This is a genomic window from Lactococcus fujiensis JCM 16395 (assembly GCF_002441655.1).
Classification (GTDB): domain Bacteria; phylum Bacillota; class Bacilli; order Lactobacillales; family Streptococcaceae; genus Lactococcus; species Lactococcus fujiensis.
This window is the reverse complement of record NZ_JXJU01000009.1, coordinates 52,880-79,273: the sequence shown is the minus strand read 5'-3', so window position 1 is coordinate 79,273 and position 26,394 is coordinate 52,880. Positions and strand designations below refer to the sequence as shown.

The window sequence follows — 26,394 nt, the reverse complement described above, 5'->3', positions numbered from 1 at the left end:
AATGAATATTAGTGTTGATTTACCTAATCATCCCTATGATTTAGTGATTGAACAGGGCGCAATCAATGAAGTTGGAACATGGGTTAGCTCACTTTGGCGTGAACAAAAAATCTTGATTATTTCTGATGACCATGTGGCTCCAATTTATGCTCAATCTGTAATTGAGTCTTTAAACCACGTCGGTTTTGAAACTGAAATATTTATTTTCAAGGCTGGTGAAGCTCAAAAAAATCTGGAAACAGCGGAAAAGGCTTGGCATGCTTGTGCTGAGGCTCAACTAACTCGATCTGATGGGATTATTGCACTCGGTGGTGGTGTGGTTGGAGATTTAGCTGCATTTGTGGCCTCTACTTATATGCGTGGCATTCATTTTTTACAAATTCCAACGAGCTTAACAGCGCAAGTGGACAGTTCAATTGGTGGAAAAACGGCCATTAATTCAAAAATCGCAAAAAACATGATTGGAACCTTTACACAACCCGATGGTGTTTTGATTGACCCTAATGTGCTAAGGACGCTTGGACAACGAGAATTTAATGAAGGTCTCGGCGAAGTCATCAAATGCGCGGCCATTGCTGACTTGGAGTTGTGGAATGTTTTGGAACAGGCAAAAGACAGTACCGATTTACTAAATAATCATGCGGAGGAAATCATTTATCATTCTTGCAATGTCAAAAGGAAAGTTGTTGTGGCGGATGAACTTGATAATGGTGTGCGGCTTTATTTGAATTTTGGACACACCATTGGTCATGCCATTGAAGCGACGGCCGGTTATGGTAAAGTGATGCATGGCGAAGCAGTTGCAATTGGAATGATTCAGATTGCTCAAGCCGCTGAAAAAAAGGGACTTATGGAAATTGGTATTTCAAATGCGATCAAACAGATGGCAGAAAAATATGGTCTGCCAACTTCTTATGCCCCTTGGATTGAAGATGAACTCTACCAATCCTTACTGCATGATAAAAAAGGTCGAGGTGATACAATAAAAATTGTTCTTGTTCCCAAATTGGGACAAGCAGAAATTTTTCAAATTCCTTTCAAAGAAATGAGAGAATTCTTAATAGAAGATGAATAAATATATTGTATTTTTACGAGGAATAAATGTGGGAGGTCTGAAATTAACGCAAAAAGATTTGACACATTTAATTGAATCCTGTGGTTTTCAAAAAATAAAAGTCTTTTTGAACAGCGGTAATATTCAATTTCAAACAGATCTAAGCAAGGACAAAATAAAAGAATTACTCGATTTGATATTGCCCGTTCCTTACTTTTTAATGACATATGCTGAACTATTCCGAGTTTTTGAACAAAGACCGAAAATTTCGGCAAATAACTGTCATCTTTATATTTTTATTGCCCAATCTAGTTTTTCGCAAACAGCGATGAGAGAATTTGTTCAGGTCAAGCCCGCTGAAAATGAAAAAGCACTGATTATTTCCGACATTTTTTTCTGGCAGGTGCCAATTGGGCAGACCTTGAAGACAAATTTTGGTAAAATATTATCAAAGCGACAATTTCGTGAACAATTCACGAGTCGAAATATCAACACGATTGAACGAATCATCAAGTACAATCAAGACTGACAAATAGGAGAGAGTGAGCTCCCAAAAACTCCAAATTAATATTTTTGGAGGAATTATGTTTTTATATCTAGGTTTAGCAATGGTTGGTGGATTTTTACTGGCCAATCAAAATCCAATCAATGCCGATTTACGGAAGACTTTTGGCTCTCCTTTTCTAACCTCAGCATTTTCTAATCTTATGGGTTCTATTTTCCTCGGGTTAATTACTGTTGTTACTACAAAAGCCTTATTTCCATCTTGGACATTTGTTATTCAACAACCTGCTTGGATTTGGTTAGGAGGCCTTCTAGGTGGAATTTTTTTAACCTCGAATGTGCTTTTATTTCCTCGTTTGGGGGCAGTTCAAACTGTTATCTTACCAATTTTAGGGCAAATCATCATGGGAACGCTCATTGATACTTGTGGCTGGTTCGGTGCTATGCAACTTTCAATAGGAGGGACAAGAATTACCGGTATTCTTATCACCCTAATTGGTGTCCTCGTTGCTGTAGTATTACCTAATTTGAAAGAAAAAAGTCAAAATCAGAAACAAAAAGGATTAATCCTGTGGCGCTTATGGGCTATCTTTGTTGGCGCGCTTTCGGCCATGCAACAAGCAATTAATGGACATTTGGGTGTCTTACTAGGTAACTCAGCTCAAGCTGCTTTTCTCTCTTTTTTGATTGGTTTTCTTGCAATTCTTTTCGTTTCACTTTTCGCTGATAAACGAGTGCCAAATTTAAGTGACTTTAAAAAAATGAAACCCTGGAATTATATTGGAGGTATTCTTGGAGGAACATTTGTCCTAGCTACAGTCCTCGCCGTACCACAGATAGGGGCAGGCTTAACCATTATGATGGGACTCCTTGGGCAGATTTTAGGATCAATGCTCGTTCAACAATTTGGTTGGTGGCGATCAGAACGATATCAAATACAGGTTTGGCAAGTGGTTGGAATCGCGACCATGCTTGTAGGGATTGTCATCATTAAATTTTTGTGAGATCAAAATTTGTAGTATAAATTTTTTTGTTAAAATTCAGTAAAAATATTTATTCATTACATAAAAAATGAGTTGTCATTTAGAAAAAATAATGTTTGCTTTTGATTTGCAACATTTAGAGTAATCGAGGAAGTAATAGTGTCAGATGTAAAAATGTTTAATAAAAATTCTTTCAACGTATTTAAAATCGAGGGTTTAGAACCGAGAATGACAGCAATCAAGGCCGACATTCAACCCATATTTCAAAGCCTGGGGGAACAATTTTTGTCATTACTGACAGAACGTTACCCAAAAGAAGATTTTTATTTACACATTGCTCAACACATTCGACGGACAGCGAATGCACCTGAAAACACCTGGTCTGCTATTTCGACCCAAAAACGAGGCTACAAAATGGAAGTGCATTTTCAGCTCGGAATATGGGAAAACTATGTTTTTCTATATCTTTCAATGATTGATCAACCGAAAGACAAACTGCTCTATGCTGAAAAGTTACAAGGGGTTAAACTCCCAGAAGATTTTGTTGTATCTAACGACCATACGAAGCCTGAATTTTTCGATGCAAGCGAATTTTCGAAGGTGCTCACAAGGTTTAGTAAGGTTAAAAAAGCGGAACTGGAATTTGGACGAATTTGGTCAACTCAAGATTTTGAAGAAAATACGAATGAGAAAATGATAAATGAAATGGTAGATACATTGACACAACTCCTTCCATTTTATGAGAAATTAATGAGGTAGAAAAATGAGATATTTCACTGCAGGAGAATCACATGGTCCACGATTAACAGCTATTATTGAAGGGATACCGGCAGGACTGCCGTTGACAGCTGAGGATATTAATGTTGAATTGAAACGTCGCCAAGGCGGGTATGGTCGTGGGGGCCGCATGAAAATTGAATCAGACCAAGTTGAAATAACGAGTGGGGTTCGACATGGAAAAACAATTGGTAGCCCCATTACTCTTAATGTAACGAATCGTGATTTCAAAAATTGGAACCAGATTATGGCGGCAGAAGATGTCCCTGATAAAATTAAATTACAAAGACGACTCACCAAGCCTCGACCAGGTCATGCCGATTTGGTTGGCGGAATGAAGTATGCATTTGATGATTTACGAAATGTTTTAGAACGGTCTTCAGCACGAGAAACGACAATGCGTGTGGCAGTAGGAGCAGTTGCTAAAAAATTATTACACGAATTAGAAATTGAAATTGGCAATCATATTGTCAATTTTGGTGGCGTCAATGTTTCAGAAAATTTACCTGAAGATCTGTCAGTAGAGACCATTAATCAAACGGCGCGTGAAAATGATTTGTCAATTGTCGATCAAGAAAAAGCGGATGAAATTAGAGCTTACATTGACCAAATCAAAAAAGCTGGGGATACCATTGGCGGCATTGTTGAGGTACGGATCGAAAATGTACCTGCTGGCTTGGGCTCATATGTTCAGTTTGACCGGAAGTTAGACGGGAAAATTGCTGCGGCTGTCGTTTCGATAAATGCTTTTAAAGGTGCTGAATTTGGACTTGGTTTTGAGGCTGGAAAAATGCGCGGGAGTCAAGTTATGGATGAAATATTCTGGACCAAGGAGACGGGATACACTCGAAAAAGTGATCGTCTCGGAGGTTTTGAAGGAGGCATGACCAATGGGGAACAAATTATCGTTCGCGGTGTGATGAAACCAATTCCTACACTCTATAAACCATTGATGTCGGTTGATACGATGACCCATGAAGCTTATAAAGCATCAGTTGAGCGGTCTGATCCAACGGCTTTACCAGCTGCGGGGGTAGTTATGGAAAATGTCGTTGCTACCGTGCTTGCTCAAGAAATCTGTGAAAAATTTAATTCGGATAATTTTGCAGAACTTTTATCAGCCATGACAGCTTATCGTGACCGGTTAAAATCATATTGAAATCAGGGGTCTGATGAATCCAGAACAAAATCAAATCAAAGTAACTGTAAATAAAAGGAACATCATGATTTTTGATGAAATTGACGAATGTAATCAATTTATTGATGGCTTCACACTAGAATATCGTGATAATATTATTTTTGGAGCACCAAAAGAAACGCACTCTGATTATGTTCAAATGTCAATTATTTTCTATAATCCTAAAATCATCAAGCCAAAAGGGCAAGAGGTGCTCTTGCTAGATGTTGATATGCCGAAACAATAATGAATGAATAAGAAAAGTCTTTCAAAAACTTTTCTTTTTTTATTCTTACAATTTTGTAAGATAAAAGTCAGCCATTTCTTGTTAAAATGAAATAAAGAAGTAGAAAAAGGGGATTAAGATGAAAAAAATAATTGGAGTTTTAATTGGTTTAATCTTTATCGTTGGAGCTGCTGGTTATGTCTGGTATCAAAGCAGCTATGGTGGTCAATCATATTATGTAAAAATTGTTGAAGATGGTGAAAAGGAAGATATTAAATCAGACACAGGTGAAAAATTTGCTTTGTATCACTATAAGCAAACAGCTTATAATGAAAATGGAATGTCTAAAGTTATAAAGTACACAGCAGATCATAATTTGCGACATGATGCATATTTAAAATTAACATATAATAATGTTAAAGGTGTGACCAATTGGCAAGAAGTAAAAAGCAAGGATTTACCACAAAAAGCGGCAGAACAATTGGTCAAAGAGTAACGCACTATTAATAAGGAGGCTGGCATGACATTATTTCAACTTAATATCGCTTTAATTTCATTAACACTCATTTTGGTCTCATTAATGGCAGGATGTTTATCCTATAGTCTACATGCCGTTAAGAAACAATTAACACATAAAAAAGAGGAAGATTAATATGTTATTAGAAGTTAAACATCTCAAAAAAATATTCAAAACACGCTTTTCAAAAGAGGAAACGACTGCATTAGTAGACATCGATTTTGGTGTTGAGGATGGTGAATATATCGCAATTATGGGGGAGTCTGGTTCAGGAAAGACAACATTGCTCAATATTCTATCAACCCTCGAAAAGCCCACACAAGGTCAAGTATTACTTAATGGAAAAAACATTACAGCAATTAAAGAACAGGATATTTCTGCTTTTCGCCGTGACCATTTAGGATTTGTATTTCAAGACTTTAATCTGCTTGATACACTGAGTGTACGTGATAATATCTATTTACCTTTGGTTCTTTCGAAGGAAAAAGTGGAAGTCATGAAGACACGATTGGATATTTTAGCACCTCAACTTCATATCAATGAACTTCTAGAGAAACAACCCTTTGAGTTGTCAGGTGGTCAAAAGCAAAGAGTTGCGATTGCTCGCGCCTTAATTAGTCAACCTGATTTGGTATTGGCTGATGAACCAACTGCAGCTTTGGACTTTAAAAATTCCGAAAACTTGTTGACCCTTTTTGAAGAAATTAATCAATCTGGGCAAACCATTATCATGGTTACTCACTCTAGTTTAGCTGCAAGTCATGCCAAGCGAGTGCTATTCATTAAAGATGGTGTTTTATATCATCAATTATATCGTGGTGAAAAAAATTCACAAGATTTTGCCAAAGAAATCACTCTCTCCATGACAGCCTTTTTGGGAGGTGATGAAAATGCTGAGTTTTAAACTTGCCATTCGCAATATTAAAAAAGGCATGAAAAGTTTTGGTCCCTTTTTAATTGCGTGTGTGACAATGTTCGTGATGCTTTTCGTAGCTGCGGCAATTTCTCTATCCCCATCGGTAAATAAATTGCCTTATGGTGGTGATATCGTAGCACAATTGATGTATTTTGCTATCATAATTTTAACGATTTTTGGGTTGATGATCTTGGTGTATTCCTACCGCTTTCTACAATTGCAGAGGTCTCGTGAATTTGGTCTTTATAATATTTTAGGATTCAATAAAGGAAATATCGCCATGGTTTCCTTATTTGAGTTAATGATTTCCTATATCATTACTGTTTTTGTTGGCTCAATCATTGGGATTGCATTTTCAAAATTTAGTTTTCTAATTTTTGTTCGATTAATCGGGGGAAATTATTTCAATCTTGAGATTAATTTTAATGCAATTCTAATGGTATCAGGGATTTTCCTTATTTTCTTCTTAATTCTAATGATGATTGGGACATTTATTATTTGGCGCTCATCGAGTCTTGATTTGCTTAGGGAAGAGTCTAAAGGTGAAAAAGAACCTAAAGGCAATTTCTTCTTTGCCCTTATAGCTGTCCTTTTACTTGGGATTGGTTATTACATTGCGATTACCGTTAAAAATCCAATTTCTGCCTTTACCAATTTTTTTCTTGCCGTTCTCTTAGTTATTTTTGGAACTTACTTTTTCTATATCAGTTTTACAGTATGGTTTTTAAAACAGAAAAAGAAGCGAAATTCTTACTACCAACCTCATAATTTTATTACGACCAGTTCGATGCTCTATCGAATGAAAGCAAACGCAGTAGGGCTTGGAAATATCACCATTCTGCTGTCCATGGCGATTGTGACGATGGTTGTAACTGTGGGACTCTATTTCGGAACAGCCCAAATGATTCGCAATGTCTATCCCTCAGAGGCACAAATCAGTTATTACAATCATTTTTATACTCCTAAAGAGGAGACTTCTGAGAGTCCAGTTCGGATTTCACGTCAGGGACTTGAACAAAAAGTGGAAAAGATAGCATCTGACGCTCACGTAAAAGTGTCGAATCTAAAAAGCATCCTTTCAGCTACTGGCTTGAGTGCTGAATTAAACGGCTCAAATAAGAATCAAATTAAGATTAGGGAAAGTAGCAATTACTACAGCAGCGATATCTATTTCTTAAACTTCATAACAGTTGACTCATTGAACGCATTGGGGGCAACTCAACTCCCGAGGCTTTCAAAAAATGAAATCGCCCTTTATACACCAGAGAAAAACTTAAAAACTGCGCAAGTTGTGAATCTTGAAGGGACGACGTATCCTGTCAAAGGTCTGGTCAAAGATATTCCTCCCATTCCGAATTATGTTCACACCAAACAAGAAGTATTTTTGATTTTTGCTGATGAAGATAGCCTTGATCAAGCAGTTGAGCAATACAATACAGCCATAAAGAAAAAGGATAATTCAGTTAGCATTTTATCTTCTACTGAAGTCATGTTCAGTATTAAACCTGAAGATGAAAATAAATTTAAAAAAGGTTTAGGTGAAAATTCGAATTTTGACTTATCATTTAGGTCTGAACAAATGAAAAGCCAAAAAGCGCAAATTGGAGGCTTTGTCTTTATTGGATTTATCTTGGGGATTAGTTTTATTCTCGGCGCGGCATTGATAATTTATTACAAGCAGCTGTCGGAAGGAAGACAGGACAAACGTTCATTCAAGATTTTGCAAGAAGTTGGATTCTCAAAGGGAGAAGTTCAGAAAACGATTAAATCACAAGTTAGAATACTTTTCTTCCTCCCCATCGTTGTTTCGATAGTTCACTTCGGATTTGCTTACATCATGATTAGTAAAATCCTAGAGCTATTTGGTATAACAGATGTTACAATTGTTGCAATGGTGAGTATCATCACGATCCTTATTGTAAGTCTGCTTTACTATCTGATCTATAAAATTACGTCTCGTGTTTACTACAAAATTGTGGAACGATAATTCAACAAAACTCTATCAATGCGGATAGAGTTTTGTTATTTTTAGAATATTTTGACAAAAAGCGATATAATAAATGAAAAGCTTTAGATTAAGAGTCCAAAAAAAACGGATTGCATAATTTTACCTTTTTGTGTGCCTGAATTATTGATATAATGATATCAAACCTACAGGACTAAATTGAAAATGATGATGGGGTTAAATCATAGGATCGGATGCCATAGGATATTCATTAAAACATGAAAAATAAATTAGGAATAGGGAAATGAATAAAATTTTTATTGTAGAAGACGACGAAACAATTGTTAAATCAATCAAATTAGCGTTAAAAGATGAATTTAAATTAAAAAGCGTTTCAAATTTCAGAGCGGTGAAGCAAGAAATCTTAGAATTTGATGCGGACCTGGTTTTGATGGATATCGGATTGCCATTTTATAGTGGTTTTTATTGGACGACTGAACTTAGAAAACTCTCACAAATTCCGATCATTTTTATTTCTTCCTCATCAGATGACATGAACCAAATCACAGCCATGAATCAAGGTGCGGATGATTTTGTTACCAAACCTTTCTCATTATCTATTTTATCGGCTAAAATCAAAGCATTGTTGCGCCGATCGTATGATTTTTCGGGAGCGGAAAAATTGGAATTCTTGAATTTCGCTTTAGCCGAAAACATTGTCAGTACTGACAAAAGCGAAGTTGAATTGACAACGTCGGAGAATAAGATATTAACACTTTTATTCAGACAAAAGGGGCAAGTTGTGACAAAAGAAAATATACTGCAAGAACTTTGGCAAACGGAAGAATTCATTGACTTGAATACATTAAATGTCAAAATGACCAGATTGCGAAAAAAGTTACATGAAATTGAACTTGATAAGCACATAATTACGAAGAGAGGAATAGGCTATGTATTGGCGTAGATTTTTTCTGGTAAAATTACCACAAATTGGTGTTTTTATATTGATAATTGGAATCTATATTGTCAATTTTTTGCTGTGGAAACTTCCCCTGATAGCCTTTTTTAATAGTACCTTACTTGGACTATTAATTTTCATTGTTTATTTATTTTTTTCTTATTCAAGGTGGAAAGCCATTGAAATAAGATTAGAAGACCTAAATAAGGAAAATCGGCAAATTAAGAAATCATTAGAAAAGCAAGCCCTTGCCAATCAAGAGTTTATGGATATCATTCGGGTATGGTCACACCAGATGAAAATCCCATTATCAGCAATTGATTTGATGACTCAGACCGTAATTGATAACGATGAATTGAAAAATCAGATTTTCACATTAGAAAATTATTTGACAATACTCTTAGAGTATCAAAGAATTACTAACTTATCGACAGATTTTAGATTTGAAACAGTCTCAGTAAATGAGATTTCAAAGAAAATTGTTAAAAAATACAGTAACTTTTTCATACAAAAAAACCTTTTTCTTAAATTTGAAGGAGAAAGTGACTGGAAAATAACAACAGATTCCCGTTGGTTTGAATTAGCACTTGAACAATTTATCAATAATGCTGTGAAATATACAAAAAAAGGTGGCGTGAGTATTTATATCGGAACAAATCAGTTGAAAATTAAAGATAGTGGGATTGGCATATTAGCCGAGGATTTACCTCGTTTATTTGAACACGGCTTTACTGGCTACAATGGAAGGATTCAGCAAAAATCAACAGGTCTGGGGCTATACTTGTCTCGTTTGATTCTTGATAAATTGGATTTTGAAGTTAAAATTGAATCGGAAATTGAAAAAGGTACGACAGTTATTATTACAAAAAGAATGGATTAGTTTTATATTATGGAAAATAAATTGAAAAATATTCTGATCATTGGTCTTGGTTTAATTGGTAGTTCGATGGCTTTGGGAATTAGACGTGATCACCCAAATGTCAAACTTTTCGGCCTTGATAATGAAGCAACAATTAATACTGCATTGCAAAATCATTTGATTGATCAAGCTGCCCGACTTGATCAGGTAACCATGATGGATTTGGTTATTTTGGCAACGCCAATTGATGCAACTTTCGATTTATTAACTAAAATAAGTCAGATGAATTTTTCTCATGAACTTGTTCTGACTGACACTTGCTCAACTAAAAATGAGATTATGATAAGAGCAAATCAAATTTTTAATGGCAAAAATATTAAATTTATTGGCGGCCATCCCATGGCTGGTTCACATAAATCAGGTGTGAACGCAGCGGATGTCAATCTTTTTGAAAATGCTTATTATGTTCTGACTGAAAGAAATGAGGAATTGCAGGATATATTATCAGGTTTGCATTCTAAATTTATCATCGTTGATCCTAAAGAACACGATCAGGTTACAGGTCAAGTTTCACATTTTCCTCACATTATTGCCTCATCTTTAGTCCAGCAATCGAATACATATTCAAAAAAACACCCATTGGTAAACCATCTTGCTGCTGGTGGCTTTCGTGATATGACTAGGATTGCAGAGGCGAATAGTAAGATGTGGACTTCGGTTATCCTTTCCAATCGCCAAGAAATCATTGAACGCATCAAAGATTTTAAGGGGGACTTAGACCGGATTATAAAATTTATTGAAGAAAAAGATGAAATTAGAATAAGTGAATTCTTTGATTCTGGCAAAAAAATAAGGCAAAATATGGAAATCTTGAAAGGAAGAGGGGTAATTCCTAATTTTTATGATCTATTTGTTTCAGTACCTGATGAAAAAGGTGTTATCTTAAAAATTTTAGTCCTTTTGCAAGATATTTCGATAACAAATATTAAAATCAATGAAGAAAATCGTGAGGATATCCATGGTCAACTTCAGATTAGTTTTAAATCTGCATCCGATCTAGAACAGGCAAAAGAAATTATAGAGGGTGCAACTGATTTTGATATTGCAGAATGAGGAGATTATGTGATGAATATTAAAACGATATTGGCAGAACATCAAATTCTTGAAACTGAACGTTTAATTTTAAGAAAATTTGAAATGTCTGATGCCCCTGATTTATTTGAAATTTGGTCAAATCCAGATGTTACTGAGGGGACCGGAACAAATCCAGACGTTCAGCTGGATCAATCGAAAGATCGAATTGCAAATTATTTTATACCTGAAGCTCTAATCGTTTGGGCGCTTGAGAATAAGTTAAACGGGAAAATGATTGGTTTTGTCGAGTTACATATTAATGGTGATCAAGGGGAGCTAGGGTGGATGCTAAACCAAAAATTTTGGGGGAAAGGCTTTGCCCCTGAGGCAGCGTCTGCAATCCAAGAACTTGCCTTTCATAATTTAAATCTTAATATTGTAACTGCAAGTTGTAACATTGAGAACACGAAGTCATCACGTGTGATGGAAAAACTTGGATTGAAAAAAATGGCTAATACGTGGGCTTTCTTTCATAATTCCTACCATTTATCGGCCTATTATGCGCAAACAAAAGAAGATTATGAGGCAAACTATGAATAGAAATGTAATTTTAGCGGAACACCAACGATTTGAAACTGAGCGATTGATATTGAGGAAAGTTGAAATCACAGATGCAGAAGCAATGTTTGAATATGGTTCTGATCCCGAAACGGTTCGGTTTATAACAATTCCACCGTATGAAGATATCGAAGCAACAAAGGCTGGTATTGCAGATTTTTTTGTTCGGAACCGCTTGGTCTCTTGGGGAATTGTCGAGAAAAAATCCAATCAATTTATCGGGACGATAGATTTACGTCTCGAAGGTGATGGGGGAGCATTTGGTTGGATCATCAATCGAAAATTCTGGGGACGAGGTTATGTTCCAGAGGTGGCAAAATGTTTGCTTGAATTTGGTTTTAATGAGCTAGAATTGAATCTGATTTGGGCAGAACATTTTTCGGAAAATAAAAAATCAGGCCGAGTGATGGAAAAAATAGGAATGACAAATATGGGTCAAATCTTTGTTTATGTTAATAAGTTGGACCGCTCTGTTCGATGCGATTATTGGGCAGTTACTAAGTCTGAATATGAAAAAGGGAATCGGCCTTAAGTTTTATTGTGCTATAATAAAAGATAATTATCTCGAAGGAATAATATAATGAAATTAGAAACGAAGTCGCAAGGTTTAAGAGGTACATTGAAAGTTCCGGGGGACAAGTCAATTTCTCACCGCTCAATTATGTTTGGTTCAATTGCTCACGGGAAAACGGAAGTAGAAGGCATTTTGCAGGGGGAGGACGTCATTTCAACAATGAATGCCTTTCGAGCAATGGGCGTTCAAATTCAAGAACATGGTTCAAGAATTACGATTGAAGGAAAAGGTTTTTCTGGTCTCAAGGCACCTAAAAAGGCACTAGACATGGGGAATTCTGGGACATCAACGCGATTAATTTCAGGAATACTTGCAGGTCGTCCTTTTGACAGTGAGTTATTTGGAGATGCTTCTTTGTCAAAGCGCCCAATGGACCGAATTGCAAAACCTTTGCGCCTTATGGGAGCTAAAATAGCAGGGGAAACGGACAGAGATTTACCACCTTTGAAAATCAGTGGAAATGTCATGCTTCACGAAATTGATTATAAACTGCCTGTTGCTTCAGCACAAGTCAAATCTGCTTTGATTTTTGCAGCCCTACAGACTGATAAAAAAGCAGTTACACGTCTTGTAGAAAAAGAAAAAACGCGTGATCACACAGAAGAAATGCTCGTTCAATTCGGTGGTCAAATTGCAATTTCTGGAAAAAATATTTTGATTCCAGGAGGACAGAAATTACAGGGACAAAAAGTTCTAATTCCTGGGGATATTTCGTCGGCTGCCTTTTGGCTAGTTGCTGGTTTGGTTGTTCCGAACAGTGAAATAGAATTGAGAAATGTTGGAGTTAATGTGACTCGGACCGGTATTTTGGATGTCATTGAAGAAATGGGTGGGCAAGTTGTTCGAATTCACGAGGACGAAACGAATCATTCAGCGACATTAGTTGTTCGCACGAGTGCCTTGGTGGGGACTGAGATTTCGGGGGAATTAATTCCTCGACTAATTGACGAACTACCGATCATTGCCTTATTGGCTACTCAAGCTGCAGGGGAGACAATTATCCGAGATGCAGAAGAATTGCGCGTGAAAGAGACCGATCGTATTAGCGTTGTGACTCATCTTTTACAAAACATGGGTGCAGAAATTACGCCTACCTCTGATGGAATGATTATTCGTGGGAAAACACCCTTACACGCGACTCATGTGGATGCTTGTGGGGATCACCGGATTGGTATGATGGCAGCGATAGCGGCCTTGTTAGTTCAGGAGGGACAAATGTCTTTAGTCGGCGAGGAAGCCATTCAAACAAGTTATCCTAGTTTTTTTGATGACTTAAGATTGCTTAACTCATCAAATTAAAGGAGCCAAAAATGAGTATCATATTAGTAGGGTTTATGGGATCTGGTAAAACAACAGTCGCCAAAGCATTGACTGCTGACTACATTGATTTGGATTGCCTAATTGAACAAGAGATGAAGATGTCAATTTCGGATTATTTTACTCAAAATGGTGAGGCAAGGTTTCGTGAGCTTGAATCAAAGCTGCTCATGCAATATGTTTTTGATGATGTCGTCATCGCAACAGGTGGGGGGATTGTTGAATCCAAACAGAATCGACGGCAATTGCAAGAAGTACAAAATGTTGTTTATTTGAGTGGTGATTTGATGACTTTAGTTGAACGAATGAAAGAGGACAAGAATAATGTTCGACCATTAGCAAACCAAGGATTTGATGTTTTAAAAGCACGCTATGAAAAAAGAAAACCTTGGTATGAAGAAGTTGCTAATTTTACATTAAATGTTGGAGATAAAAGTCCAGAACAGCTTGCGGAGGAAATATTAAACTGGCAAGCGCTAAAGAAGAGGAAGATAAACAATTTATGAAAATTGCCTACTTAGGACCACGAGGGTCTTTTTCCTATCAAGCCATTAGAACAGCTTTTCCACATGAACAATTGTTGCCAATTGAAACAATTCCTGAAATTATTGAACAATATGAACTCGGCAGATTTGATTATGCACTTATCCCCATTGAAAATTCAATCGAAGGACCTGTGAGCATTGCCATCGACAAATTGTATCATCAAAGTACAGCCACCGTTGTTGCTGAAATCGTTATGCCAATCGTCCAAAATTTGATGGCGCTGAGTGAAAATATAAAGCCACTTAAAATATATTCGCACCCTCAAGCCCTAGCACAAACACGAGAGTACTTAAGAAAAAATTATCCAGAATCCAAATTGATTCCAGTTGCATCAACGGCTATGGCTGCCGAATTTGTTCAAGAACATCCAAATGAAGCAATTGCTGCTGTTGGAAATGAAAGGGCTGCAGACTTCTATTCACTCAAACTGATTGCTAAAGGAATCCAAGATATTGAAGAAAACAATACGCGCTTCTGGCTATTAGGAAAAAATGAGCCTAAGATTAATCTGTCAAAATCTTCTGACAAAGTATCATTGGCACTTACCTTACCAGAAAATATGCCTGGAGCGCTCCACAAAGCAATTTCGACCTTTGCTTGGCGTGGGATTGACATGACAAAAATTGAATCAAGACCATTGAAAACAAAATTGGGGAAATATTTTTTTATTATTGATTTGGTCAGTGATGACAAGATTAGTTTTGCATTAGAAGAATTAGAAAGTTTAGGAATAGTTGTTAGAATGCTAGGAGCATATAGCATTTATGAAGGTTGAATGAAGAAAATGAAAATTTATTTTGTACGTCATGGAAAAACAGAGTGGAATTTGGAAAAAAGATTGCAAGGACAATCAGGTGATTCTCCTTTATTAGAAGAATCGTTTACTTCCATTGCACGCGTTCATGATTACTTAAAGACAATCCCGCTTGATTATGTTTTGTCAAGTCCTGCAAAACGTGCAATGACAACGGCTCAACTATTAACTGAACTTCCGGTTACCACTGATGAGCGTTTGGCCGAGTGGAATTTTGGGGACTTAGAAGGAATGCCTATTAAAGAGGCATTGAAACTCTACCCGCATGAAATGTATACTTCAAGAAATGACCTGGTCCATTTTGACGGCTCTGTATTTGGAGCAGAATCCGTTTCGTCAGTACTGAGCAGATTCGATGACCTTGGAAAAACGTTACTGTCAAGTCCTTATCAGAATATCTTGCTTGTTGGTCATGGAGCGAGTGGAACGGCTGGAATGAGACACTTGGCTGGATATTCCAAGTCAGAATTACGATCTGAAGGTGGTCTGACAAATAACTCACTGACCGTTTTAGAATCTGTTGATGACCATTTTAAAATGACAGTTTGGAATAAGAATTTATGATGAATGATAAAATTTATTTTACTGGAGAAATTGCCGCTATTTTTTTTAGCAATTCAAGTAATTTTTATAAAGTACTCCTTCTTGAAATTGATGACACAAATGCGGATTATGAAGATAGTGAAATTGTTGTCACAGGGACGATTGGAGAAGTTATTGAAGGAGATCATTATACGTTTTCCGGCTCTCTTACCACACATCCTAAATATGGGGAACAACTGGCTGTTGATTCTTATGAGAAAGCAGTTCCGACAAGTTCTTCAGGATTGATTAAATATTTCTCGTCTGATAAATTTCCAGGCGTTGGGAAAAAAACGGCAGAAAAAATTGTTCAACGTTTTCCTGTAAATACGGTTGATAATCTTCTGGAGCACCCGGAAGAAATATCTGACTTGCTTACCCCAACGAAACGAAACAGTTTTATTAAAAAAATAAGAGAAAATCATGGCATGGAAAAGATTCTGTCACAGCTGGCTGAATTTGGTTTGACAAGTAAACAAACGTTCCAAATTTATGAAATATACAAAGATGAGACATTAGAAAAAATTAAGGGGAACCCTTATCTTTTAGTTGAAGAAGTTAAAGGTGTTGGATTCAAAACCGCAGATAATATTGCCCAGACCCTTGGAATCGAGGCAGACAGTCCAGAACGGTTTAAAGCAGCACTTATGCATGTGCTTAACACTCAGCCACTTGAAACGGGTGATACTTATATCGAAGCAAAAGCTTTACTCGAAGGAGCCATTGATTTACTAGAAAACGCGCGACATATCGAAATTATTCCAACAGAAGTGGCAGTTGAAATTAATCATTTGATTGACGATGGAAAGATTCAAAGTGAAGGCACAAAATTATTTGAAAATAGCCTATTCTTTGCAGAAGAAGGCATAAAAAATAGCCTCAATGCTCTGATAAATCGACGTGGAACGGATTTTAAGGAAGAAAAATTATTAGAAGAATTAACGCAAGTCGAACGTGATTTAGAAATTGCTTACGATGATTTACAACGGGCAGCAATTATTGGGGCCATGAAAAATCAATTTTTCGTTTTGACTGGAGGGCCAGGTACCGGAAAAACGACTATTATCAATGGTTTTATTGAGTTATACGCTCGAGTTTATAAGATTGATTTGAATATTCATCATTACAATGATGATTTGTTTCCCATATTATTAGCTGCGCCTACAGGACGTGCCAGTCGTCGGATGAATGAGTTAACGGGCTTACCTGCCGCCACACTGCATCGACATCTGGGCTTGAATACAGATGACACATTTGATGAAGCAAGTAACGATTTATCAGGCTCTCTTTTAATCGTTGATGAATTCTCAATGGTAGATACTTGGCTCGCGAATAAATTATTCCAAGCCATTCCTGGTTCAATGAAAGTCTTGCTTGTTGGAGATAGTGACCAACTTCCTTCCGTTGGACCTGGTCAAGTTTTTGCTGATTTGCTTAGAATTCCGCAAATTCCTTCTGTTCGCTTGAATAAAATCTTTAGGCAAGATGAAAATTCAACAATCACATCGCTTGCACATGCTATAAAAGATGGTCATCTCCCTAGCGATTTCACTGCTCGAAAGGCAGATCGTTCCTATTTTGAAACAAATGCTCAATTTGTTCCTCAGCTGATTTCACAAATTGCTGGAGCATGGCAAAAAAAAGGGAATAACCCTTTTGAATTACAAGTTTTAGCTCCGATGTATAAGGGACAAGCCGGAATTAACAATCTTAATTTACTTTTACAAAATTTATTTAATCCGCTTGAAGACCGAAATGAATTTAAATTTAATGACATCCAATTTCGTGAAGGGGACAAGGTGCTTCACTTAGTTAACGATGCTCAAGCCAACGTCTTTAACGGTGACCTTGGCATCATCAGTGAATTAGTTGGAGCAAAGTACACGGATTCAAAACAAGATGAGATCATCATGGATTTTGACGGGCAAGAAGTAACCTATCCTCGTGCGGAGTGGTATAAAATCACCTTGGCCTTTGCGATGTCGATTCACAAATCACAAGGGTCGGAATTTTCGACAGTGATCGTGCCAATGGTAACCAATTATTCACGAATGCTTGAACGAAATTTACTTTATACAGCAATTACGCGTGCAAAACAAAGTTTAATTTTACTCGGTGAAAAACGTGCATTTGCTCAAGCAGTGGCTAAGGAAGGTTCTAATCGAAAAACTTTCTTGATTGAACGTTTTGAAGTCACACGTGGTAACCCTCAAGATTTAAAGGGGAACGAGGTTAAAATACCACTCGCAACCAAAGTTGATGAATCAAACATTGAAAATAAAAAAACAGTCAATCATGAGCAATCACAATTAAATCAAGAGAGCGTATCGCATCAAGAAATATCATTGTTTGAGGATAGCTCTGATTCGTCACTCATTCAGAACAATATATTAACTGAACAAATGATTAATTCAGGTGATTTTGATCCACTTATTGGATTGAATGAAGGAGATTTTTTAATATTCAATTAAAAGAACCCCGATTCTAACAGAATCGAGGTTCTTTTCAGCTCTGACAAAATAAAAAAGCTTGTCAAAACTGACAAGACAATTTATTATCCTAATTTAGTAGCAAGACGTGATTTGTCACGAGATGCTTTGTTAGCATGGATAAGGCCTTTTGAAGCAGCTTTATCGATTGCTGATGAAGCGGCTTTGAAAGTATCTTCACTTGGAGCTGTTTCAAATTTCTTGATAGCAGTACGCATTGCAGATTTTTGTTCTGAGTTACGACTGTTAGCAGCAGTGTTCAATTCAGCACGTTTGATAGCAGATTTGATGTTAGCCATTTTGTCCTCCCAATTTTTTTAATACTTATCAATTATACAGGATTTTTCCTCGTTTGTAAACTGTGGACCTTTTTAATGAAAAAATTTATATAAATTCGTTCAAAAAAAATGAGATTTTTTTAATTTTTTATTATGAGCGGAAAAAGATTAAAAATGTTATAATGAGGTAATGGTTTACATTACAATTGATGTGTAAATTGTAAAAAGTTTTTTACAGTTCAATGATTATTATTTCTAAATGGAGCATGGTAAAATTGTACTGTATTTATTGTTTGACTAAGATCAATAATCAACCCTTTTTAAAGTTTTTTTAAGTTATATTTATTTGGAATTTTTTTAAAAGAACTTCACTGAGCTTGAATGGATCTTATCAATTAGGAGGTAACATGTTAACAATTGAAAATTTAGCTCGTTTTCAGTTCGGTATGACCACTGTTTTCCACTTTTTCTTTGTTCCGTTCTCAGTAGGGATGCTTTTTATGACATTCCTGATGGAATGCATTTACGTTAAGACGAATGATGAAAAATGGAAGCAACGCACCAAGTTTTTCGGCTCAATCATGCTATTGAGCTTTGCTGTCGGTGTCGTTACTGGGATTATCCAAGAATTCCAATTCGGAATGAACTGGTCGGATTACTCTCGTTTTGTAGGGGATATCTTTGGAGCTCCACTTGCTGTTGAAGCATTACTTGCATTCTTCATGGAATCAACATTCCTTGGAATCTGGATGTTCGGTTGGGACCGACTGGGTAAAAAACTTCATCTTTTTGCATTATTCCTAGTTTTCATAGGTTCACTTTTGAGTTCGTTATGGATTCTTGCAGCGAATAGTTTTATGCAAAAGCCAGTAGGCTATGAAGTGATTGGTGGTCGTGCAACGCTAACAAGCTTTAGTGCCCTATTGAGCAGTAATCAAACCATTCTCGAATTTTTCCACGTTGGAACGGGCTTCTTCTTGATGGGTGGGTTCGCAGCCGCAGGGATTTCGGCATTCCAAATTTTGAAAAAACGTGGAGATGTTAATTTCTGGAAACCTGTTGTTCGTCTTGGTTTGCTCGTAGCCTTAATCGGTTCAGTTGGGAACTTTGTAGCTGGAGACCAACAAATGCTTGAAGTTAAAGAATCACAACCAATGAAATTTTCAGCAACCGAAGGTGTATACGAAAAAACAGGCGACCCAGCTGAATGGGATATGATTGCATTCTTTAATGAAGCCGATCATAAAGAAGTATTCGGAATCAAGATTCCTTACTTGTTGTCAATCTTGACCTATCGCAAACCTTCAGGCTCTGTTGATGGAATGAATGACATCAATAAAGAATTGCAAGCAAAATATGGAACGGATAAAAACTATTATCCACCAGTAACTGTACTTTTCTATACTTTCCGTATCATGGCTGGTTTGAGCATGTTGTTCATGCTTCTATCTGCTGGAGGACTTTTCCTTACACGGAAGAAGAAGCAAGGAATGTATGAAAACAATGTGATGATGCGCATCTATGGTTGGTCACTTTTCCTTCCATTTGCTGCAATTACATCGGGATGGCTCGTGACTGAATTGGGTCGTTATCCTTGGACTGTATATGGATTATTTACAATAAAAGAATCTGTTTCACCAAGCGTCTCCGTTGGCTCACTCTTGTTCTCGAATATTGTTTACTTTATCCTCTTTAGTATTCTTGGTACCTTGATGATCATGTATACACGACGCTTGATGATTAATAGTGACGTAGAAAATGCAACGACTTCATATGTTGAATTGGATCCATTTAGTAAAGAAGCTTTTGAAGCTGAAGCCCAAACTGTTGGAAACAAAAATACCAAAGATCCAATTCCTACTGAACACAAGGAGGTGGACTAAATGACAGGTATGCAAATTTTATGGTTCGTCCTCATTGGCGTTCTCTTCTCAGGCTTTTTCTTCCTCGAAGGCTTTGACTTCGGTGTGGGAATGTCTGCTATTACATTGCCAAAAGATAAAAGAGAAGTAGATCAAACGATTGGTACCATTGGTCCAGTGTGGGATATGAATGAAGTTTGGCTTTTAACAGCGGGAGGATCAATGTTTGCTTCTTTCCCTTACTGGTACGCCTCACTTTTCTCGGGCTTTTATAACATTCTCTTGCTTATTTTGGTTGGCTTGATTCTTCGTGGCGTAACTTTTGAGTTTCGTCATCATGCAGCCACTGAAAAAGCTAAAAATACTTGGGTGAAAATTTTAGGAATTTCGAGTTTTGCAATTCCGTTCTTGTTTGGTTTATTGTTTACAGGGATGATTCAACCAGTACCAATAGATGCTAACGGAGACGTTTATGCAACATTATGGACATACGTCAATCCCTTGTCAGTCGTTGGTGGTGTAGCAGTTGCTCTCTTGAGTTACTTACACGGTTTAAATTATATCGCATTAAAAACGGAAGGTGACCTTCGTCAGCGAGCTAATCAATGGGCAAACAAGTTGTATTTCGTATTGTATGCTGGAGAAGTTGTTTTTGCCATCTTAGTCATGATTTACACAGACTTCTTTGATAAACACTTGGTGGGGACGATTGCAACTTTAGGTTTAATTGTGCTCTTATCAGTCTTGGCACATCTATTTAGTTACAAAAAGAATGAAATGGGAGCATTTTTGTCATCAGGCTTTACCTTTGTTGCATTGGTAGCTTTCATTTTCCAAGGCATGTTCCCTCGTGTGATGATTGCCAAAGATCCTGCAAATTCAATTTTGATTAAACATGCCTCATCAACACCTTACACATTGAATGTAATGAAATGGGTTGTGATTTTAATTTTACCATTCGTCTTAGCCTATATGGGTTGGACATACTGGGTTTTCCGCAAACGAATTAAAAAATAAACCAAAATTTACGATTTAATAGAATGACTTGGTGACGTAAAGTTTATAATCTTTACGTCACTATTTTTTTTTAGAAATTAGGTATAATTGACTTATTAGTTAATTTTTTAACATACTATTATTCAAATATTTATTCAATAGATTTGAATGAGTGCTTTGACACTTTTGGGTCTATTGCCAATATGAAAAGGAAGAAAAATGATTGATAAAGCACTTTTCAAATTACCAGGCTTACGTAATAAGCTGCCTTTTATCATGGTCCTTGCTGTTTTACAAGCACTTGTAATAATTGGTCAAGCGTATTTTATTGCCCAGGCGCTTACAACAATGTGGATGGGGAAAGGGTTGAAGTCGGCTCTTGTCGCTATAATCGGCTTTTTTATTTGTTTCTTTGGTCGTGAAGTAATTAATTTCTTTAGGTTACGATTTCTGGATAAATTTGCCTATACGATATCAATTGAGCTTCGTGCTGAGTTGTTAAATAAAGTCTTTAAATTAGGCCCAACATTGGCTTCTGAAATGGGTTCAGGTTCTTTAGCGACTACCGCGATTACTGGCATTGAGGATGTTGAAACCTATATTAAATTGGTTCTTTCCAAAGTTTTTAATATGGTTATTGTTCCAATGGTGATTTTACTGGCCGTCGTAATAATTGATTGGAGAAGTTCAATTGTCTTAATCATCACCTTTCCTATCTCAATTGTTTTTATGGTGCTTTTGGGGTATGCTGCGGAAGGTCGGGCTAGCCGACAATATGAGTCATACCAAATTTTATCTAATCACTTTTTAGACTCATTACGCGGGATTTCAACGTTAAAATATTTTGGTCGTTCCAAAGATTATGCCAATTCAATTTTCCATACTTCAGAGCGTTTTAGAGTAGCAACGATGAGAACATTGTCTGTTGCTATTTTATCAACATTTGCCCTTGATTTCTTTTCAACATTGTCAGTAGCCACGATGGCTCTGTTCCTCGGCTTGCGATTGATGAGTGGTGAAATTTTGCTATTTCCTGCTTTAATGGCCTTGATTTTAGCACCCGAATACTTTTTGCCCTTACGTGAATTTGCAAGTGACTATCATGCGACATTAAATGGAAAAAACTCATTTCAGGCTGTAAAAGCTGTTCTTGATACGGATGAGCAATTGTCAACTCAAGTAGAAAAACCAGTTTTCTGGACGGAAAAATCGAGTTTAACCTTGTCGGAACTGACTAAAGCATATGAAAATGGACGTGGCATTAATAATGTCAATGTGACAATTAAAGGACTTCAAAAAGTGGCCATTGTTGGAGCTTCAGGTTCGGGTAAATCAACGCTTCTAAATATGCTCTCTGGCTTTTCGAACCCTACTTCTGGAAATTATGAATTGAATGGCAAAAGTCAAATTTCAACATTAAACGACGAAAATTGGCGCCGGTCGGTATCCTTTATACCACAAAATACGTACGTCTTTGCTGGTAGTTTGCGAGATAATTTGGCATTCTATGAACCAACTGCAACGGATGAAGAAATAATTGATGCAGCGAATCAAGCTGGTCTTACTAAATTAGTAGAAAACCTGGGCCTTGATGTATTAATTGGTGCAGGAGGACGGACTTTATCGGGCGGTCAGATGCAACGTGTTGCTTTAGCTCGAGCCTTTTTATCAAAAAACCGCAATATACTCTTACTTGATGAACCTACCGCTCATTTGGATATCGAAACGGAACTTGAAATTAAAGAAAATATCCTTCCACTCCTCAATGATAAATTGGTTTTCTTAGCAACGCACCGACTTCACTGGCTTCCGAAAATGGACCTTGTCATTGTCCTCAATGAAGGAGAAGTTCAAGGCATTGGAACACATGAAACTTTGCTTGCAGAAAATGCATATTATCAAAAATTAATTGCAGAAATGAGAGGGTAAGGACATGGATAAACTCAATGACAAAAATAAAATGAAAATTAGAGATATCTTATTTAGTAACAATTGGATTACCCCTTATTTGAAAAAATATAAATCAGGATTAATATTGGCGGTATTTTTAGGTGTGATCACAATGTTATGCGCAGGATTACTCATGTTTTCCAGTGGTTATGTCATTTCCAAATCGGCACGAAAACCAGAAAATATTCTCATGATTTATGTACCAGTTCTGATGGTTCGTGTTTTCGGTATCGGACGTCCAGTTATTCGCTATGTTGAACGTTTGACCTCACATAACTGGATTTTGAAAATTACAAGCGAATTACGAAAAAAATTGTATTTACGCCTTGAGAAAAACTCAGTGAGTATTGCAAATCGATTAAAAATCGGGGATTTGTTGGGTATATTAAACGAAGATTTAGCCAGCCTACAAAATTTATATTTAAGAACAATCTTTCCAGTGCTAATTGCCGGTGCCTTATCTATTGCCCTTTTAATTTCTGCATCGGTGGTTTCACTTTCATTAGCCTTTGGTTTGGCGATTTTCCTCGGAATTTTACTAATTCTAATTCCATTCTTGTCATTTAAATGGACAGTTAATGACGATACGCGGTTGAAACATTACCGAAATCAACTTTTTTCAGATTTGACAGAAGATATTTTAGGGCTACAAGATTGGACTCTTTCTGGTCGTAAAGATGACTTCTTAAAAAATTATTTGGAAGCAGAAAAAAACACGCGTTCTGTTCAAAAAGGACTTTTCAGTTTTGCTCGTAAACGTGGACTGCTTTTACAATTCATTTATGCAACTTTAGTCGTCTTTTTACTAATCTGGTCTGGTCTTCATTTGACTAGCGGTGAGTCATTAAATTATATTGCAGCAATTTCATTAATGGCTTTTCCACTTTTTGATGCTTATGGACCACTTTCAGAAGCTATTGTTGAAACGCAACGTTATGCGGATTCAGTTAAACGTTTGAATCAATTACCTGATTCAGATGAAACCATTCGTAATCAAGCAATCGTTTCAGACGATTTATCAATTCGAGACATGAGTTTCTCATTTGAGGATGGACAAGTGGTCTTTAAAAATCTTAATTTGGAAATTAATAAAGGTGAACATCTGGTTATTTTAGGACGTTCTGGGGTAGGGAAATCCACTCTTGCCAGTCTTGTTCGTGGTGATTTACGACCAACTTCAGGAAAAATTACGTTTGGAAATGTAGAACCATCAAAAGCTAATAATGTTGAATCAAAAATTGGTGTAATTAATCAAAGTCCCTATATATTCAATGCTACACTTCGATCAAATTTGACATTAGCTAAACTAGATGCGACAGATGAAGAAATTTGGGAAACACTAGAGCTCGTTGGACTAAAATCGATGGTTGAAAGCTTGCCTAACGGTCTAGCTGAATGGATTAATGAAGCTGGAACACAATTTTCAGGCGGCGAACGTCAACGTTTGGCACTTGCTCGAATATTACTTTCTAATGCTCAAACAATAATTTTGGATGAGCCAACCGTTTCTCTTGACCCAATCACTGAAAATCAGCTTTTGCAACTTTTCTTTGATCGATTGAAAGGAAAAACAATTCTCTTCATCACCCACCACTTGCTAGGAATTCAGCGGATGGATCGCGTTATTTTCTTAGAAAATGGAAGCATCAAAATTGATGGAGAACCACATGCCTTACTCAATGAAAATGAAGATTTCAAGCGGCTCTATCAGCTTGATCAAGGCATTTAAAAAATCAGTCCTCGGACTGATTTTCTTTTATGTTTAGTTTTCTATTGACAAAACTAATTAAAGCCATTATAATTAATTTTGTTAGAATCAATAATGTTAAACTAACTAAAATTGTGAAAACTAAGGTACAAATAAATGTCTGAAAAAACAAATGAACTACTGCAACTCTTTTCTAGATTATTACATAGTCCTCGGTTTATGACAGCACTTCACATGGAAATGTTGTCAGAAAAATTGAAGAATCGCGGGAAACGAAATGGTGCACAGGGTTTGATGGTTGAGCTCTGGATTCAGGACGGTCTGACAAACTCGGAAATTTCTGAACAACTAGACATAAAGCCCTCCAGTGTTACGGCCCAAGTTAAGAACTTGGAGGAGGATGGCTATGTGGAACGACGACAAGACGAAAATGACAAGCGGGTGAGTCGAGTCTATTTGACAAAGAAAGGCCGTTTAGCATACGAAAAACGTATTGATTTCAGAGATAATATAGGCAAGGAAATTTTTGATGTTTTAACTGATGAAGAACAAGTTCAGCTCGATAAATTAATTAATAAGCTTGTTGAGGCAAATAAAGATGAAAAATTTGATTGTGAAAACATTGATTTCTCACTTTTTGGTATGAAGGGTGGGCGATTCCCTTTTCAATTTTCTCCAATCGAAATGCATGATTTCGCCGAACAAATGCGAAAAGTGAGCAATCGGGCTGTCGCAGATATGCGAAAAATGGGTGAGGAAATTCATCATGGGAATCAAGAATCAATTTTTAAAGAAAGGCAAAATAATAGTCTTGATTCACGGTGGCCTTATCGCGATTCTAAAAATGCAAAAAATTCTAAAAAAGAATCTGAAGAATGGAATGAGTTTTAAAAAAAGAGTTCGCACTCTTTTTTTATTTTTTATTTGTTACAAACACTCTTTTTCTCAGGAAGTATAAGACGAAGCCAGTAGCAAGTAACCCTAATGCTATGACGGTATAATTGGAGTATGTATCAAGAATTGCTGCGATGGATTCCCAATTATCGCCCACTGTACGGCCTAGAAAGACGAGAACAATATTCCAAATCAATGTTCCTAAGGTTGTCAAAATCAAAAAGTGAGGAAGTTTCATTTTTGCCGACCCTGCAGGAATAGAAATAAGGCTACGAATCAATGGAATAAAGCGACAGAAGAAGATGGTCATGTAACCTCTTTTCATAAACCATTGTTCTGCATTTTTGATGTCTCCTTTTTTTAATCGTAAGAATTTACCAAGGCGTCCAGACATTAATTGCTCTAATCGGTCAACATTTAAAACACGACCAATATAATAGAGAATGATTGCACCTAAAACTGATCCAATTGTGGCGGCGAGGATCATTTGCCAGACTCCAAGATTACTGTAAGTCGTCATGAAACCACCAAATGTTAAAATCACTTCGGATGGGATTGGGGGAAAGACATTCTCAATCATGATTAGAAAAGCTACACCAATATAGCCAAACTGATTCATAATCTGTATAATAAGTTCTTGCATGGGTTCTCCTAAAAGCGTTATGTATAAAAATATATATCAACGGGCCAAAAAAATAGGCTTTGTCTTTGGCAAGGTCTATTTTTATTAATTAAATTATATTATATTCAATATAACTTAAAATGGGCATAAAATA

Annotated in this window: 27 protein-coding genes; 25 read left to right on the top strand and 2 right to left on the bottom strand. The window is 36.6% G+C overall.

Features of this window, described 5'->3' with window-relative positions; genetic code table 11:
* The first annotated feature begins 1 nt into the window (after position 1).
* The 20 genes from aroB to recD2 all read left to right on the top strand — a co-directional run bounded on the left by aroB (position 2) and on the right by recD2 (position 17,912).
* Complete coding sequence (gene aroB, locus RT41_RS07830) at positions 2–1,075, top strand: 3-dehydroquinate synthase (protein ID WP_096818670.1); 1,074 nt, start codon at positions 2–4, stop codon at positions 1,073–1,075.
* Entirely contained in the window at positions 1,068–1,583 is a 516-nt protein-coding gene (locus RT41_RS07825; protein ID WP_096818667.1) for a DUF1697 domain-containing protein, read from the top strand. The genes aroB and RT41_RS07825 overlap by 8 nt, the downstream gene beginning before the upstream one ends.
* Positions 1,584–1,638: 55 nt before the next feature.
* Complete coding sequence (locus RT41_RS07820) at positions 1,639–2,562, top strand: DMT family transporter (RefSeq protein ID WP_096818665.1); 924 nt, start codon at positions 1,639–1,641, stop codon at positions 2,560–2,562.
* A 153-nt stretch (positions 2,563–2,715) separates the two neighbouring features.
* The gene (locus RT41_RS07815) at positions 2,716–3,300 is read left to right on the top strand and encodes a DUF1054 family protein (RefSeq protein WP_096818749.1); all 585 of its coding nucleotides are present in this window, start codon (positions 2,716–2,718) and stop codon (positions 3,298–3,300) included.
* A gap of 4 nt (positions 3,301–3,304) precedes the next feature.
* Positions 3,305–4,477: a chorismate synthase gene (aroC, locus tag RT41_RS07810; RefSeq protein ID WP_096818662.1), complete on the top strand. Its 1,173-nt coding sequence runs from the start codon at positions 3,305–3,307 to the stop codon at positions 4,475–4,477.
* A 13-nt stretch (positions 4,478–4,490) separates the two neighbouring features.
* Positions 4,491–4,742, top strand: coding sequence for a hypothetical protein (locus RT41_RS07805; RefSeq protein ID WP_054639335.1), 252 nt, complete (start codon positions 4,491–4,493; stop codon positions 4,740–4,742).
* 118 nt (positions 4,743–4,860) lie between these two features.
* Entirely contained in the window at positions 4,861–5,217 is a 357-nt protein-coding gene (locus RT41_RS07800) for a YxeA family protein (protein WP_054639334.1), read from the top strand.
* A gap of 24 nt (positions 5,218–5,241) precedes the next feature.
* Positions 5,242–5,373: a hypothetical protein gene (locus tag RT41_RS10750; RefSeq protein WP_281251381.1), complete on the top strand. Its 132-nt coding sequence runs from the start codon at positions 5,242–5,244 to the stop codon at positions 5,371–5,373.
* Position 5,374: 1 nt separating this feature from the next.
* Positions 5,375–6,142, top strand: coding sequence for an ABC transporter ATP-binding protein (locus RT41_RS07795; protein ID WP_054639333.1), 768 nt, complete (start codon positions 5,375–5,377; stop codon positions 6,140–6,142).
* Positions 6,129–8,141 (top strand): FtsX-like permease family protein, encoded by a 2,013-nt coding sequence (locus tag RT41_RS07790; protein ID WP_096818746.1) that lies wholly within the window; start codon positions 6,129–6,131, stop codon positions 8,139–8,141. The genes RT41_RS07795 and RT41_RS07790 overlap by 14 nt, the downstream gene beginning before the upstream one ends.
* 262 nt (positions 8,142–8,403) lie before the next feature.
* Complete coding sequence (locus RT41_RS07785; RefSeq protein ID WP_054639332.1) at positions 8,404–9,063, top strand: response regulator transcription factor; 660 nt, start codon at positions 8,404–8,406, stop codon at positions 9,061–9,063.
* Positions 9,050–9,937, top strand: coding sequence for a sensor histidine kinase (locus RT41_RS07780; RefSeq protein WP_096818660.1), 888 nt, complete (start codon positions 9,050–9,052; stop codon positions 9,935–9,937). Before RT41_RS07785 ends, RT41_RS07780 begins: the two co-directional genes overlap by 14 nt.
* Positions 9,938–9,946: 9 nt before the next feature.
* Positions 9,947–11,029, top strand: a complete 1,083-nt coding sequence (locus RT41_RS07775) for a prephenate dehydrogenase (protein WP_054639331.1) — start codon at positions 9,947–9,949, stop codon at positions 11,027–11,029.
* A gap of 12 nt (positions 11,030–11,041) precedes the next feature.
* A complete protein-coding gene (locus tag RT41_RS07770; protein ID WP_054639330.1) occupies positions 11,042–11,590 on the top strand; it encodes a GNAT family N-acetyltransferase in 549 nt (182 codons plus the stop codon).
* Positions 11,583–12,140: a GNAT family N-acetyltransferase gene (locus RT41_RS07765; RefSeq protein WP_096818655.1), complete on the top strand. Its 558-nt coding sequence runs from the start codon at positions 11,583–11,585 to the stop codon at positions 12,138–12,140. The genes RT41_RS07770 and RT41_RS07765 overlap by 8 nt, the downstream gene beginning before the upstream one ends.
* A 48-nt stretch (positions 12,141–12,188) precedes the next feature.
* On the top strand, positions 12,189–13,481 hold the full coding sequence (gene aroA / locus RT41_RS07760; RefSeq protein ID WP_096818652.1) for a 3-phosphoshikimate 1-carboxyvinyltransferase: 1,293 nt from the start codon (positions 12,189–12,191) through the stop codon (positions 13,479–13,481).
* Positions 13,482–13,492: 11 nt separating this feature from the next.
* Complete coding sequence (locus tag RT41_RS07755; RefSeq protein ID WP_096818650.1) at positions 13,493–14,005, top strand: shikimate kinase; 513 nt, start codon at positions 13,493–13,495, stop codon at positions 14,003–14,005.
* Positions 14,002–14,820 (top strand): prephenate dehydratase, encoded by an 819-nt coding sequence (pheA, locus tag RT41_RS07750; protein ID WP_096818647.1) that lies wholly within the window; start codon positions 14,002–14,004, stop codon positions 14,818–14,820. Before RT41_RS07755 ends, pheA begins: the two co-directional genes overlap by 4 nt.
* 9 nt (positions 14,821–14,829) lie before the next feature.
* Positions 14,830–15,423 (top strand): histidine phosphatase family protein, encoded by a 594-nt coding sequence (locus tag RT41_RS07745; protein WP_054639370.1) that lies wholly within the window; start codon positions 14,830–14,832, stop codon positions 15,421–15,423.
* Positions 15,423–17,912, top strand: a complete 2,490-nt coding sequence (gene recD2 / locus RT41_RS07740) for an SF1B family DNA helicase RecD2 (protein ID WP_096818742.1) — start codon at positions 15,423–15,425, stop codon at positions 17,910–17,912. Before RT41_RS07745 ends, recD2 begins: the two co-directional genes overlap by 1 nt.
* Before the next feature lie 83 nt (positions 17,913–17,995).
* On the opposite strand, the gene rpsT is transcribed toward recD2, so the two are convergent.
* Positions 17,996–18,229: a 30S ribosomal protein S20 gene (gene rpsT, locus RT41_RS07735; protein ID WP_054639328.1), complete on the bottom strand. Its 234-nt coding sequence runs from the start codon at positions 18,227–18,229 to the stop codon at positions 17,996–17,998.
* Between the two features lie 386 nt (positions 18,230–18,615).
* Between rpsT and RT41_RS07730 the strand changes: the two genes are divergently transcribed.
* The 5 genes from RT41_RS07730 (at position 18,616) to RT41_RS07710 (ending at position 25,615) form a co-directional block, all read left to right on the top strand.
* Positions 18,616–20,091 carry a cytochrome ubiquinol oxidase subunit I gene (locus RT41_RS07730; RefSeq protein WP_054639327.1) on the top strand — a complete coding sequence of 492 codons (1,476 nt, stop codon included), beginning with the start codon at positions 18,616–18,618 and terminating at the stop codon, positions 20,089–20,091.
* Complete coding sequence (cydB, locus tag RT41_RS07725; protein WP_096818645.1) at positions 20,092–21,087, top strand: cytochrome d ubiquinol oxidase subunit II; 996 nt, start codon at positions 20,092–20,094, stop codon at positions 21,085–21,087.
* A 198-nt stretch (positions 21,088–21,285) separates the two neighbouring features.
* Positions 21,286–22,995, top strand: a complete 1,710-nt coding sequence (gene cydD / locus RT41_RS07720) for a thiol reductant ABC exporter subunit CydD (RefSeq protein ID WP_096818642.1) — start codon at positions 21,286–21,288, stop codon at positions 22,993–22,995.
* Positions 22,996–23,026: 31 nt separating this feature from the next.
* Positions 23,027–24,745, top strand: coding sequence for a thiol reductant ABC exporter subunit CydC (gene cydC, locus RT41_RS07715; RefSeq protein WP_096818739.1), 1,719 nt, complete (start codon positions 23,027–23,029; stop codon positions 24,743–24,745).
* Positions 24,746–24,880: 135 nt separating this feature from the next.
* Complete coding sequence (locus RT41_RS07710; protein ID WP_096818640.1) at positions 24,881–25,615, top strand: MarR family winged helix-turn-helix transcriptional regulator; 735 nt, start codon at positions 24,881–24,883, stop codon at positions 25,613–25,615.
* Positions 25,616–25,637: 22 nt separating this feature from the next.
* Here the strand turns inward: RT41_RS07710 and RT41_RS07705 are convergent, their stop codons facing one another.
* Positions 25,638–26,261, bottom strand: coding sequence for a DedA family protein (locus RT41_RS07705; RefSeq protein WP_096818638.1), 624 nt, complete (start codon positions 26,259–26,261; stop codon positions 25,638–25,640).
* Positions 26,262–26,394: the final 133 nt, after the last annotated feature.

Bases quoted from the DNA above. Each gene is read 5' to 3' on its own strand.
- aroB (WP_096818670.1), top strand. From the start codon at position 2: ATGAATATTAGTGTTGATTTACCTAATCATCCCTATGATTTAGTGATT.
- RT41_RS07825 (WP_096818667.1), top strand. From the start codon at position 1,068: ATGAATAAATATATTGTATTTTTACGAGGAATAAATGTGGGAGGTCTG.
- RT41_RS07820 (WP_096818665.1), top strand. From the start codon at position 1,639: ATGTTTTTATATCTAGGTTTAGCAATGGTTGGTGGATTTTTACTGGCC.
- RT41_RS07815 (WP_096818749.1), top strand. From the start codon at position 2,716: ATGTTTAATAAAAATTCTTTCAACGTATTTAAAATCGAGGGTTTAGAA.
- aroC (WP_096818662.1), top strand. From the start codon at position 3,305: ATGAGATATTTCACTGCAGGAGAATCACATGGTCCACGATTAACAGCT.
- RT41_RS07805 (WP_054639335.1), top strand. From the start codon at position 4,491: ATGAATCCAGAACAAAATCAAATCAAAGTAACTGTAAATAAAAGGAAC.
- RT41_RS07800 (WP_054639334.1), top strand. From the start codon at position 4,861: ATGAAAAAAATAATTGGAGTTTTAATTGGTTTAATCTTTATCGTTGGA.
- RT41_RS10750 (WP_281251381.1), top strand. From the start codon at position 5,242: ATGACATTATTTCAACTTAATATCGCTTTAATTTCATTAACACTCATT.
- RT41_RS07795 (WP_054639333.1), top strand. From the start codon at position 5,375: ATGTTATTAGAAGTTAAACATCTCAAAAAAATATTCAAAACACGCTTT.
- RT41_RS07790 (WP_096818746.1), top strand. From the start codon at position 6,129: ATGCTGAGTTTTAAACTTGCCATTCGCAATATTAAAAAAGGCATGAAA.
- RT41_RS07785 (WP_054639332.1), top strand. From the start codon at position 8,404: ATGAATAAAATTTTTATTGTAGAAGACGACGAAACAATTGTTAAATCA.
- RT41_RS07780 (WP_096818660.1), top strand. From the start codon at position 9,050: ATGTATTGGCGTAGATTTTTTCTGGTAAAATTACCACAAATTGGTGTT.
- RT41_RS07775 (WP_054639331.1), top strand. From the start codon at position 9,947: ATGGAAAATAAATTGAAAAATATTCTGATCATTGGTCTTGGTTTAATT.
- RT41_RS07770 (WP_054639330.1), top strand. From the start codon at position 11,042: ATGAATATTAAAACGATATTGGCAGAACATCAAATTCTTGAAACTGAA.
- RT41_RS07765 (WP_096818655.1), top strand. From the start codon at position 11,583: ATGAATAGAAATGTAATTTTAGCGGAACACCAACGATTTGAAACTGAG.
- aroA (WP_096818652.1), top strand. From the start codon at position 12,189: ATGAAATTAGAAACGAAGTCGCAAGGTTTAAGAGGTACATTGAAAGTT.
- RT41_RS07755 (WP_096818650.1), top strand. From the start codon at position 13,493: ATGAGTATCATATTAGTAGGGTTTATGGGATCTGGTAAAACAACAGTC.
- pheA (WP_096818647.1), top strand. From the start codon at position 14,002: ATGAAAATTGCCTACTTAGGACCACGAGGGTCTTTTTCCTATCAAGCC.
- RT41_RS07745 (WP_054639370.1), top strand. From the start codon at position 14,830: ATGAAAATTTATTTTGTACGTCATGGAAAAACAGAGTGGAATTTGGAA.
- recD2 (WP_096818742.1), top strand. From the start codon at position 15,423: ATGAATGATAAAATTTATTTTACTGGAGAAATTGCCGCTATTTTTTTT.
- rpsT (WP_054639328.1), bottom strand. From the start codon at position 18,229: ATGGCTAACATCAAATCTGCTATCAAACGTGCTGAATTGAACACTGCT.
- RT41_RS07730 (WP_054639327.1), top strand. From the start codon at position 18,616: ATGTTAACAATTGAAAATTTAGCTCGTTTTCAGTTCGGTATGACCACT.
- cydB (WP_096818645.1), top strand. From the start codon at position 20,092: ATGACAGGTATGCAAATTTTATGGTTCGTCCTCATTGGCGTTCTCTTC.
- cydD (WP_096818642.1), top strand. From the start codon at position 21,286: ATGATTGATAAAGCACTTTTCAAATTACCAGGCTTACGTAATAAGCTG.
- cydC (WP_096818739.1), top strand. From the start codon at position 23,027: ATGAAAATTAGAGATATCTTATTTAGTAACAATTGGATTACCCCTTAT.
- RT41_RS07710 (WP_096818640.1), top strand. From the start codon at position 24,881: ATGTCTGAAAAAACAAATGAACTACTGCAACTCTTTTCTAGATTATTA.
- RT41_RS07705 (WP_096818638.1), bottom strand. From the start codon at position 26,261: ATGCAAGAACTTATTATACAGATTATGAATCAGTTTGGCTATATTGGT.